This is a genomic window from Flavitalea plasmicola (assembly GCF_030546645.1).
Taxonomy (GTDB): Bacteria; Bacteroidota; Bacteroidia; order Chitinophagales; family Chitinophagaceae; genus Puia.
Window position 1 is genome coordinate 689,139 of the sequence record NZ_JAUOTO010000005.1, and the last position, 12,245, is coordinate 701,383.

Below are 12,245 nucleotides of genomic sequence, written 5' to 3' on the forward strand. Positions count from 1 at the left end.
CTGTTATCACATTGCGGCGAACATAGAACTAATAAGATGTTTTACTGAACGGGAGATGACAGACAGACCCGCACAGGTCCCAGCAGTCCCGATTCCAACAGCGGGGAGTCTTTGTCGAAGGGTTTGATGATCGCAAAAGTGAATGGTTTTGTCACGCCGGGCTGCTGATCGCCGATCATGCGGTTGGGCCAGAGGTTGGTGATTTTTATTTCGATGTGATTCATCCCGGGTTTTAATACGTCTTTTGTGTTCACCCGGAAAGGGGGCTTCCAAAGAATACCCAGAGACTTTCCATTTATCGATACTTCAGCGATCTCTTTTACGATTCCCAGGTCCAGGATTAACCTGGTGTTCGAACGAAGCCATGAGGCAGGCACGGAGATGTCGCGGGTATAGGTAGCAGTGCCGGAGAAATATTTTACACCTGCATCTTTTGAACGGGTCCAGGATTGAAGGCTGTCAAGCCTGATCTGTATGGGCGCCCCCCAATCCGGCGGAAACCTGACTATCCATGGGCCGGCGATTTTAGCCAGCAGCGTCTCTTTAAATTTCGGGGTTAGCCGGGTAGTTACCGACGCCGGACGGCGGAATACCACAAAGACAGATCCACGCGGATCTAAATGTAGTGGAACTGTTGTTCCCAGGCTGTCGCTGGTATATCCGGCAGGTTCGGTACTACCGTCATCAGGATGCCATAGCTCAGGTGATTTGTGCGCCACACGGAACCTCGCTTCAAAGTCCATGGGGACGGGGCGTTGATTGGCGATAAAATAAATATCCTCATCATTTGTCCGGCGGTGGATCCAGACAAGCGTGTCGTCTATTGCGACCCGTCCATAGCGAAAATCAGGCAGAACACCGAGTGAATCGAGCACCTCCTGTACAGGCGGACCGGAAAATACTTTTCCTTTTCCGTACGGATGACCCACCGGTTCATGATATCTTCTGATACCTCCGGCCCTGCCCCACACCGCTTTGACGATGGCGCGGATGCTGTCGTCTCCTGCCGGGTAGTCTGCCAGGCTGGGAGATTCGCCGGGCCGGGGCGCCAGAATAGTTGCGCCCGCTGCCACCAGTTCACGCAGCCTGCGTACGACGGGCAGTGTCAGTCTGGTAACATCGGCAGGAATGACCAGCAGCCTGTAGCTCATCCCGTCAGGGAGGACCAGCTGTCCGTCTCTTACCGAGAGGCGGCTCAGCAACACTTCCGTATTCAGCCAGTCATAGTCATATCCTATGGGCGGAGCGGGTGTGATGGCCTTCCAGTAAGGCACCACCACGGGTGCATCTTCGCCATAATAGTACAGGAGGTCGGCGGCAAACTGTCCCCGCTGAAGGAGATAGGAGCTTCGCGCCAGGTAGGAATTAAATGCGAGGGATTGTTCCCCCCAGGTATTGTTGCGGGTATAATTCTGGCCGGCACCGCTCAGCGTTACACCGGGCTTGTGGCTGTCATCTGTAAAGGGTTGGTGAGCGGAGGTATGGATCACAAACTGGTTGATTCCCTGGGCCATGGCCCAGTCGGCATAGGGCTTCAGGTCGTAAGGGCCCTGTGCCCACGGGGTCGTTTCGGTTGTCGTGAAAGCCTCGGCCGCAGCCAGGTTTTTGCCATAAATATGTGCGGCGGAGGCGGCTTCGCGCATGTCGGCCCTGTTTGTCTCCCTTCCACCCGGCAGCCGCCATGGCTCCAGGACGAATTCACCCATGGGGATGGCAACCTGCCCTTTGGCCTGCAGGCCATCGCCTGTAGTCGGTTGTTCAACCCCGATAGCTTCGGCATAGACACCACGCAACCCTTTCATTTGAACATAATTGCTGATCACTCCAAAATGGTTCTCTGCTACCATGTCGGCGATGGTCCGGCGGAAGTCCCACAGGAAGCGGTCGCTTTCACCGGCACTGCCGGTGATAAAGCCGGCCAGCACAGGCAGGTAGGGTATGGGGTTATAGCCGCGCCTGCGCTGGAATTCCGGGATCAGCTCCTCTGTCCAGTTGCCAACGCCGACTTCCCAGCTGTCCATTAAGAAATATTGAAAGCTTTTGCCAAAGGCGGGCCCCAATGCGTCCGCGACGCGCCCCAGGTATTGGTCCAGGTAAGTTTCTGTATGTTGTCTGCTTAGTTTGTCCACTTCCAGGCCGTTTGATCCGGTTGAAGCAAAGCGGCTCTTTGTCCCGGTCAGGGCATACCCCATCCGCAGCACCACCCATCTTCCGGGAGGTATGGTCCATTGCAATGTCCCGTCGGTCTGCATATTTGCGGTGATGTCTGTTACACCGTGGGGATCGATTGCCTTTTCTGGTCTGACTGGCGGGGTCGCTGCCCGCTGTGCATCCGGTGCGCTGACCCTGTATTGCGCTTTGTCCAGCAATGCCCAGACCCAGTCAGAAGGAGCGTCTGTGGTATCAGGGAGGCGGAACGCCAGTATTTTTGTGTCTGCATACCAGCCCGTTGGCTTCGGCAATATGCCGGAAAAGCGCTGTGGCCCTGCTATCATAGTATCGCTGGATACGATCTGTTTCATTCCTTCTTCCGGCTTTACCCAGGGACTGCCGGACTCGCTCCAGCCGCCGCTGGAGGCAATGCCCAGGTCCAGGCCTAAGCGGTCTGCTTCGGCGCCTGCATAATGCAGGGCGTCTTTCCATCCGGGCGTCATAAAGGGAATGGGTTTGTCCACTACCTGCGGCGTTCGCAGATCCACATCGAAGATCTGGGCGCCACCGATGCCGACCCTTTTCATCCATTCCAGGTCTGCGGTAATACCGGATTTGCTGATATTGCCATTCATCCAATGCCACCATACACGGGGCCTGGCTGATGATGGGGGCGTTTTAAAACCACTGTCAGGGGGGATTGTCTGCGCAGAACAAAATATCCCTGCAGTTATGGCTACGGACAACATCATTATCCTCTGCATAATAATTTAATTATCAGGTACAAGAAACAATCGACAATAAAGAAAGTACTACTTGCCCGGTGGCAATTATTCCCGTAGTGCTACTGCCATCATATACCATGCAGCATGCGGCAGCCATTGCTCCGCCCATCGCCAGTCAGAGTCTTTGCCTGTGATTGCATAGGGAAGGTTCAGATCAATGTCTTCCTCATCATAAAGTCCGGATGTGATGCCGTTGACGATCCCGCCCGGCGCATTGGTATACTCGAAAGTGCCGAAGAAACCATAGGTGGGGTTGTTGCGGCCTGTGCCCTGAAGCATCGATGCGTCGAAGGGATTGAGGCCCAGTATCCAGTTCAGCTGATCCAGGGCGAAAGATTCTAATGAGTCGTGAAGAGGCTTGTCTTCCTTAAAGATGTTTGATGCCAGCCTGGCTGCCGCGGCCATGGAACCAAGCCGGGCATTCTCGCCCTGCCACCAGGGTGAAGCGTCGCTGCCGTGAGGAAAGAAAAAGGCGCTATGCCTCTTACCCAGCGTGTCCTGCGTCAATTGCCGGCTGTAGCCGAAGGGGTTGTTGACTTCGTTGGTGATGGTGAGCTCAAAGTTAATAGATCGTTTTACGGCGGCTTTGATCAGTTCCTGGACGGTTGGTTTTGCAAAGGGGTAGTAGGTCAGGAGACTTATCAGCGGGAGGCCGGCATCAGAGGGGTGGAAAAAGGGGCGATCGCCATCATCGGCACGCCAGTAGTCTTTGTAGTTTTGCCATTCAGTGAGTCTGGCCATAAGGTTTTTGGCTCTTTTTTCGGCGGCATTCTTGTAGGCTGGTTTATGGGTTGCTATGTACAGCTCTGTGGCCGCGCTGAGGGCGCAATAGTCGTCCAGGATATTCTCTTTCCCGTCATTGGTCATTCCGGCATTTTCTTTTTCCAGGAAGTTGAAAGCATTTTCGGCTGCTTTTAAGTAGTCCTGGGTGGTGTATTCTCCCGATATGCTGTCAGTTGAAGCTATGGCCAGGGCTGCAATGGCCATTCCCGCGCCGCTGCGGTAGCTGGATTGGTAGCTCCGCCAGGTATCTTTAACAGGGTCGTTGCCCCAGGAAGCGTCTTTGGAAACTTTGATCCTATAGCTTTTTTGTTCAGGTGAGATGCCTCTGTCTTTTGCCAGCTTGCCGGCGCCTGGAGCGCCGATGCTGCGATAGAACGATCCGTTCCTGGCCTGCACACGGACCAGGTAATCGGCTCCGTACATGGCTTCGTCCAGCAGTCGTCTGCGGAATTGACGAAAGTCCGTGCCTGGTCTTTCGCCGAGGAGCTTTTCGGTCTTTAGCAGGCTCCATACTGTCAGGGATACTTGCTGCGGATTGAAGTAAGCGGAGAAAGAGAGGTGGGAAAGGTGAATGCCATAGTCGCCTGTGGCGTCATACCAGCCACCGTGGACGTCCAGGGTGGCTGCGGTGATAGGGTTAGGGCCGGGCGCCTGTGGCGGAGCGGGCAGGTGATGGTCGGCCTGGTCGATCAGGCCGGCGCTGCGTTGTCCTTTAAAGTAGTAGATCACGTCAGAGAGGGTGGCTTTTTCCAGGACGTTCCTGCCAATGATGAATGGGTAGGAGGTGGTGGTCTTGCCTGGCAGGGAGAGCCGGATGGTGTAAGTGCCTTCGGTTTGCTGGCTGGTAAAGTCCAGGATCCAGAATGTCCAGTTCTTCCATTTGCTAACGGAGCCTTTATAGACGGGGATTCCCTGATAGATGGATTGGCCTGTTCGGGTGTCTATAAGATTGAAAGCCGTTATTTCCAGCTTTTCTTCGGCCATGATGACGGCGTGCTTGGGAAGCGTGGCTTCATAGCCTACCTGGTTGGTGAGAATGCGCTGGGCTTTAAGGTTAAAGGCGATCTGGAGAAGGCATATGACTATGGTGGAACGTTGAAATAGGTGCATAAAGAGGATGTTATAGCAAATATATAGGTGTTTTTGGAGGCCTGATTGTAATGTATGATGGCACGGGTTTTTAGTAGATTGCAGGATGATTTATCCCGAAAAGATAAAAAGCCGGAGAATTGTCCATGGGGCTGCTATTGCCGGCGCCCTGGCCGCTCTTCTTATGGCGCAGCTGCCGGCCAGTGATAATATCATTCTGGTGCCCATCGAGGTTATCATGGTCATCCGGCTGGGTGCGGTATTCCAGGTGGGTTTAAAAGATTCGATCTCGAAGGGCCTCTTCATCGGCAGCATTGCTACGATGATAGGTAGGGGTATTTCTGAATTCCTGATAGGATGGGTGCCGGTTGCCGGCAATATCATCAACGCGCTGACGGCAGCTTCTGTTATTGAGTTTCTGGGTTGGGCGGTGGTGAAGGATGCTATGAAAAATTATCGTCGATGAACAATACACCCTGGCGGCTGAGATGTCTGGCGAGTCTGGACTGGATCTCTGCAAGTAATGATTGCCTTACGCGGAACAGGGGGGTAAGGCCTTCCTGATTCAGCTCTTCAGGGGTGTCAATGGTATAGAAATATCTTAAATTTAAAACGAGCGCGTATACCTCATTGGCTATCTGAAATTTAGGCGAAATAAAAACCGCTTCAGATCTTTCATCGATATTTTTTATGAGGCCACCAGGTATTAAAAAGCCTGAAACGACTTTGATATTCACGGACTTTTTCTGCACCACATCACACAGGGGTGTCACAACCAGATGTAGCCTTTTCCACGACGATCTGATGGCATCTCTTATCTTGCTGCATATGCTTTCGAACTCTTTCTTCGGTGTGTCGGGATCCATTGCCTCTTTCACTCTGGCCCTGTTGAAAGAACTATTTAGTATTTCATTATACAACTTGTCTGCTGATGATCTGCTATTTTGAATTACCATGCCGGAATATTCAATAATATTACTGTCATCCGAGAGTAAAAGCTTTTTATTGACTTTGTAAATACTGTTGGTGGCAAACTCCGGGTTATAGGACATCTCCCCAGGAGATGAAATGGTTGTATTGTTAACCGAATATTCTAAAGTGTCCGCAAAAACGTTATTCAGCGTTTGAAAGGCACTTCTGATCATTCCTTCCGGGGTGTCTGTTAAAGAAGTTTTTCCCGCAAAGCTCTTTCCCAGTCTTTTTATCAGGTAATTGGCATTATTCTTCCAGTCGGTGTGATAAGTGCTGAAAATATCCTGCAAAGTTTTGTCGGCGGCATTGTGCAACAGATTTTCCCAGTCAATCAGATGCCTGTAAGCGGGCTCTTCCTGCAATTTCAGGGATATTGCCGCAAAGAGACCCTTTACTTTAGCGTCAAAATCTGGCATCCTGCTGCCGTCCATGGAGAAGTAGTCGGATTTATTCTGAGACAGCGTGGCTATCGGTTTCCTGTCAGACAGATCATTAGCGAAGATTTCATCTACCAGACCACCATGTTCTTCTTCGTGCCGGCTCCAGTAGATCAGCACCCAGGGGAAGTTCGATTTTGAAATAACTCTTCCCAGCACGCCCACAAGTGGGCCTTTCAGCTGTTTAGCACTATAGCTGGCATTGCCGAGTAAATTGATATCCAGAAAGAGGATGCGGATATCATTGCCTGCCTGATCTGGTTCCGGCAGATTGCGCAGCTCTCCTGTATAATGCATACAGGCGCATCTTTTTTGCGCAAGCACGTTCATCAATGGCTGAGCCTGCTCAACCTTATCATCAATAATGGCAATGCGTCCGTTCAGGGGGATGTTCATAGCTTATTTTTTGAAAGTCAACTGGATAATAGCTCCATTTTTAAAGTCCGGGGGAATGTCCAGATCTTCCGGGGACGGGAATAACAGTTTCCCGCCCTGCGAGGCCATGATCTCTCCCGCAATGTGCAGGCCCAGCCCCATGCCCCCCGGCTTGGCCGAGACAAAGGGCTCTGTGATATTCCCGGTCGGTATGAGAAACCCCGTTCCATTGTCAGCCAGAATAAGATGGAGATAGAGATCATCTTCCGACAGACCCAGGTAAATTTTCTTTTCAAAAGACTGCTTTATTTCCTCTGCCTTTACTGTCTGCTGCTGCAGCCAGTAGATGGAATTATCTATCAGGTTCAGCAGCGTGCCTATCAGCAGGTTCCTGGCCACTTTTATCTGAACAGTTCCTTTGTAGTTTTTATACTCTTTGACCACCTCGATTTTATGAGAGATCAGCCGGTATTCCGTATTGAAAAGGGACTGGTCGATGATCTCAACAATATTTTCACTGGTCTGCGCGGATCTCCTGACGATCTCCGCATATCCGTCTATCAGCGAAGACAGGTGCTGTACCAGGTGTAATGCCCTCTCTGTAGTGCCTTCCGACTTCAATACCTTCTCTACCTCATTGATGATCTTTTCTGCCTCGTGCACCACTACCGACAGGCTCAATCCTGCGCCGGCAGCCTTCAGCAGATTGTTATTTACGAGCGTATAGTCAGCCTCTATTTTGTCGAGGTATTCCAGGATGCGCCGTCTGACGGTGGGCTTTGACACATTTTTCTCGACATACTTTCTGGTTTCCGCGAGGAGGCTGGCCACAGGCTCGGACTTAGCTGTCGGGCCATATATCTCCTTTAACGCCTTTTTATCATCCGCCCTCAGAGTTTCTACCAGGCCAAGGGCATGAAGTATGGCTTTCTTAAATGCCTGATAGGCGTCATTGTCCACAAAACCTTCCCGGTTCGTCTTTTCCTCCAGGTCCATGCTATCCTTGCGGTCTATGTGAACGACGCCCAGGATCAGGTTGTTACTGACGGCCTTGGCAGGTTGCTGAAACCTCCGGTAATCCAGTCCCAGCCAGTCGTTCTCCGGCTCCCCGTAGTCATATACACGCAGCCCGTCACGGAAGACCTTTACGCCGCCATTGGTGCGCATATAGTCTCTGAACCCTTTTTTGTCAGAGACACCCAGCTTCAGCACAAAAGCATCCAGGTCGAAAATGTACCCTTCAAATGTGATTTTTCCTATTCTGTAGTCCGATAGGGTCACATAGGCATCTTTCTGGTCTTCGTCATGGATTTTCAGGAATGTTTCGATCAGCGGATCGCCATCATTGATTTTCCGGGGGGAGATTTTAGGCATAGTGGGCCATGGAGTGAACTGGTAGTCGAAGGATGTAATCGACGATCCTTCCATGTCCACCTTGAATCTGAACAGCGCATATTCCCGGATGTCCTCCCATTTCAGCAGGCCCTGGAACCAGCCGGGCTTGTCGATGATCGAAAAGGAAGGCCTGAAGGTATCTATTTCATCAAAGGGGGAAGCCAGCGCTGTGATGGCTCTTTTGACTTCCCTGGCCATCGCCTTGTCCCATTGCTTCCTCAGCCGCCGGATGACTATCCGGGTACCGGTCTTATCGCCAGGGAAATCCTCGGGATTCTCCCGCTCGAATATTTTTATGGGCACCTGTTCCAGGTACTTATGATTGTTGAAATCCGTCCAGTCTATGCGCACATAGACTTCCCTGCTGCCGGCGGACCTTGTGGTCATTTCTATGACGTTTCCCAGCTTATGGGCGCCAAATCTGCCGATGCCTTTTTCGCCGATGGGCAGCCTGTGGTATCTCGGCGAAACCTCCAAGTTCTTGATTTTCTGTGATTTGAAGTCGCTGCCCGGCTCCAGCCAGACATTCTGCACCGTGTCAACGGTCATGCCATACCCGTCATCTTCGATAATGATAGTCGCCTGATCCGGGATGTCCGGCTGGAACATAAGAATATCCACGATGGTGGCATCAGCATCATAGGCGTTTTTCACCAGTTCAACCAGCGCAATGCTCTCATTTTTTATCAGCTGGTCACCCAACTGAATCAGCAATCTGGCCCTTGGCCTGAATTGCGCCTTTATTTCCTTCCCGTGAGAATCCATTTCGTTTGCCATACTGCGTTACATTGATCGATCCTGCTGAAAATTTGCGACCAATCTACGATTTACCTGGTTTTATAGAGATGATTGTTGTTTTTTGGCGCCATTTAATACAGTACAAAGATTATAAAAATAAATATATATGCCGGCCCCTCGAATTTACAAAATGAGTAATTTATCATCCGTACCGGATTCCCCTTCAGGTGTTTTAACGGTATTTTCGGTTATGTACGCCATTTCTTCAATGATAAAAAGTAAATTCCGTTTTCGTCTCAAAAGAGTAATATTTGCCAAATTTTTTAAGAACAACTAAATCGCACCAGCTTGGCAATACCTGTGATTGACCTGTTTGCAGGTCCGGGCGGACTCGGAGAGGGGTTTTCGGCATTGCCGGACGCTAAGGGTGGCAACGCTTTCAAAATTGCCCTTTCAGTGGAAAAGGAGCTCAATGCTCATCAGACGCTGACGCTCAGGAGTTTTTTTCGCCAGTTTGATCCCGGCGATGTCCCGGATGATTATTATGAATTTTTGAAAGGGAAGCTTTCGCTTTCAAATTTATATTTTATGTGGCCCGAGCAGGCTGAAGTTGCCCTGGATGAAGCATGGCATGCAACATTGGGTGAAGGTAAGGGCGCCGTAGCAACTGCCGAAGTGGACAGAAGGATCGAAGCTGCGCTGGAGGGCAGGAAAGACTGGCTCCTGATTGGGGGGCCACCTTGCCAGGCATATTCCGTAGTAGGCAGGTCGAGGCGGCAGGAGAAGATGCTGGATGAAAGCAAGGATGAAAGGGTAGGGCTTTACAAGCAATATCTGAGGATACTTGCGGTTCATAGTCCTTCGGTATTTGTCATGGAAAATGTAAAAGGACTTCTGTCGGCGGAGACCAGGGAAAGTCCGATGTTTGATAAAATGCTTGCAGATCTTTCAGATCCGGCGTCCGTGGCATTACGGGATAAGTGGAGGAATGGCAGACTGCTCACCTGCCCGGGATACAGGATTTATTCCCTTGTAGTAAAGTCCGGGAGTGACGATCCGGCGGGCAATCCTGCATACGGCAGACAGATGGATTATGTGATCATGACTGAAAAATATGGTATACCGCAGTCCAGGCATAGGGTCATATTACTGGGCGTACGTAAAGACATCAGTGTGATACCTGATATCCTGGAAGATGCGGACGAGGTACCTGTTTCAAAAGTGCTGCAGGGACTTCCCAGGATCAGAAGTGGTATTTCGAGAGGCAATGACAGTAATGAATTGTGGAAGGCGGCGCTTGCCCAGGTTGCCCGCGAAGGCATTCTGGACGGTGTGGATAATATGGTATGTCAGGAAATATACAGGAACCTTGATCAGGTGACGCTGCCACAGAACGGTATGGGCGCGGATTATGTTCCCTATCCGGCAGTGAATGTCAGTTACAGACCGGATTGGTACTTAGACAAAAGATTAGGAGGGGTATGTAATCACTTATCCAAGACGCATATGGAAAGCGATCTTCACCGTTACTTTTTCATATCCAGTTTTGCGAAAGTCCGGAAGGTTTCGCCAAAGCTGAACGAGCTTCCTGAGTCCCTGCTGCCGGCGCATAAAAATGTAACCGAAGGCAAGGACCTTAAGACATTCTCAGATCGTTTTCGCGTACAGGTGTGGAACAGGCCATCGAAGACGATTACGAGCCATATTTCCAAGGACGGGCATTATTTTATTCATCCCGATCCCACTCAGTGCCGCAGCCTGACAGTGCGGGAGGCCGCAAGGATCCAGACCTTTCCCGACAACTATTACTTCTGCGGAACCATGACGGCCCAGTTCACGCAGGTAGGTAATGCGGTACCACCGCTGCTGGCGCATCAGATAGCAAAAGTCGTTCTGAAAATATTTAAATCTCCCCTGAATGAAAGTAATAAAAAGCATCCCCAACGCCTTAAGAACGTTTGAAGCTTTAAGGGCCATTGGTTATGACCTCAATTCCGCGGTAGCGGATGTAGTAGACAATTCGATTACGGAGAAAGTGGCGGCCGGGAATGTAGCCGTGACCTTCAGGTTCCGGAGCGGTAAGGTAATCTGCAGAATTCTGGATGATGGATGCGGGATGAATGAAAAGGAGCTGGAAGAGGCGATGCGCCTGGGTGTCGAGACGGAATATAAGCCCGGCGACCTGGGCAAATTCGGCATGGGTATGAAGGCGGCTTCCCTGAGCCATTGCAATGTCCTGACGGTGATTTCAAAAAAGAGCAGATCGCTGGTGTGCGGATACAGATGGGATATCAGTCATATAAGAGAGAAAGGGTGGGAGCTGATCCAGCTTGAGCCGAAAGAGATAGAGGAGATACTGCTGAAGGAGAAAGTGGTACTTAACCAGGCCGGAACACTGGTGCTCTGGGACGACCTTTTCTATATCGACAAGGAATTCAGATCATATACCGTTGACAAACTGGCCCAGAATTTTATTTTCAGGCTGGAAGAAGACCTGAAACTGCACCTGAGGATGGTTTACCACCGGTTTCTGGACGGCAGCCTTGGTAAGGGGGGCTCGGTCGATATAAAAGTCAACGGGCAGACATTGAAGCCCTGGGATCCTTTCTGCAGAAGCGAGCCGGAGACCGAACAGATTGTTTTAAAGAAGGAAGATGGAAAGTTTAAAATACCTGGTTACAGAAGCCCGATAGCTATCGAAGCCTATGTGCTGCCCACGCAGGAGGGTTTCTCCAGCGAGTCCGCGTGGAAAGAAGGAAGAGGACTGCTTTCCTGGAACGACGGCCAAGGTTATTATATCTACAGGGCCAACCGGCTTATACGGTTTGGGGGATGGCATGGCACCAAGGCTAAGGATGAGCATGACAAGCTGGCCAGGATCAGCATCGATATAGACCCCGGTCTCGATGAAATCTTCCGGATTACAGTGAATAAATCCAGGGTACAGTTTCCGGAGATGTTGTTCCAGCACCTGAAAACTATTGTAAACCCGCTGGTCGTAAAAAAGGCGAAGTCGAAGTATAAGAAATCCGACGATCATCTCACCGTCAGCAATACGATCCGGAAGAACACCGGCAATATGAACCGCATCTCCCGTAAACTGATCGAGGAGGCCGGCATCCGCACAAAATCTTCCAACGGAAAATCTGATCCCGAGGTGGAAGTAGTAAATCCATCCGGCTCGTGGATGTCAAATAAAATAAAAGAATTCCTGAAATACGGCGGCGAACAGGATTATGAAATTGTCTCGGGCAAACTGGACAACGGACAGTTGTGGAAGATCATTTGTAACGAGGGAGCAAAATTCAAGGTAATCGTCAATGCCGCGCACCCTTTTTATACAAACATCTATAAGTCTGCAGCAAACAAGGCTGCAACCAGTGCGATAGATGCGCTGATCTTTTCTCTTGCGTTTGCAGAGCTATACAACAAGACTGAAAAAAATGCGCATTTGTTCGAAACATTCAAGACTGTTTCCTCGCAGGCGCTGGCAAGGCTGACGAAGGAGAAAATCTTCTGA

7 protein-coding genes are annotated in these 12,245 nt (G+C 50.6%); 3 read left to right on the forward strand and 4 right to left on the reverse strand.

The window, feature by feature from the left end; all coding sequences use genetic code 11:
* Positions 1-41: 41 nt before the first annotated feature.
* Both Q4E93_RS21120 and Q4E93_RS21125 read right to left on the reverse strand, forming a co-directional pair.
* The gene (locus Q4E93_RS21120) at positions 42-2,915 is read right to left on the reverse strand and encodes a glycosyl hydrolase (protein ID WP_303588634.1); all 2,874 of its coding nucleotides are present in this window, start codon (positions 2,913-2,915) and stop codon (positions 42-44) included.
* 66 nt (positions 2,916-2,981) lie between these two features.
* The gene (locus Q4E93_RS21125; RefSeq protein ID WP_303588635.1) at positions 2,982-4,829 is read right to left on the reverse strand and encodes a glycoside hydrolase family 9 protein; all 1,848 of its coding nucleotides are present in this window, start codon (positions 4,827-4,829) and stop codon (positions 2,982-2,984) included.
* 85 nt (positions 4,830-4,914) lie between these two features.
* On the opposite strand from Q4E93_RS21125, the gene Q4E93_RS21130 reads away from it, so the two are divergent.
* Positions 4,915-5,274 (forward strand): hypothetical protein, encoded by a 360-nt coding sequence (locus Q4E93_RS21130; protein WP_303588637.1) that lies wholly within the window; start codon positions 4,915-4,917, stop codon positions 5,272-5,274.
* Here the strand turns inward: Q4E93_RS21130 and Q4E93_RS21135 are convergent.
* A complete protein-coding gene (locus tag Q4E93_RS21135) occupies positions 5,252-6,613 on the reverse strand; it encodes a hypothetical protein (protein WP_303588638.1) in 1,362 nt (453 codons plus the stop codon). The genes Q4E93_RS21130 and Q4E93_RS21135 overlap by 23 nt on opposite strands.
* A gap of 3 nt (positions 6,614-6,616) precedes the next feature.
* Positions 6,617-8,764, reverse strand: a complete 2,148-nt coding sequence (locus Q4E93_RS21140; protein WP_303588639.1) for an ATP-binding protein — start codon at positions 8,762-8,764, stop codon at positions 6,617-6,619.
* Positions 8,765-9,073: 309 nt separating this feature from the next.
* On the opposite strand from Q4E93_RS21140, the gene Q4E93_RS21145 reads away from it, so the two are divergent.
* The gene (locus Q4E93_RS21145; RefSeq protein ID WP_303588641.1) at positions 9,074-10,687 is read left to right on the forward strand and encodes a DNA cytosine methyltransferase; all 1,614 of its coding nucleotides are present in this window, start codon (positions 9,074-9,076) and stop codon (positions 10,685-10,687) included.
* On the forward strand, positions 10,644-12,245 hold the full coding sequence (locus Q4E93_RS21150) for an ATP-binding protein (RefSeq protein WP_303588643.1): 1,602 nt from the start codon (positions 10,644-10,646) through the stop codon (positions 12,243-12,245). The genes Q4E93_RS21145 and Q4E93_RS21150 overlap by 44 nt, the downstream gene beginning before the upstream one ends.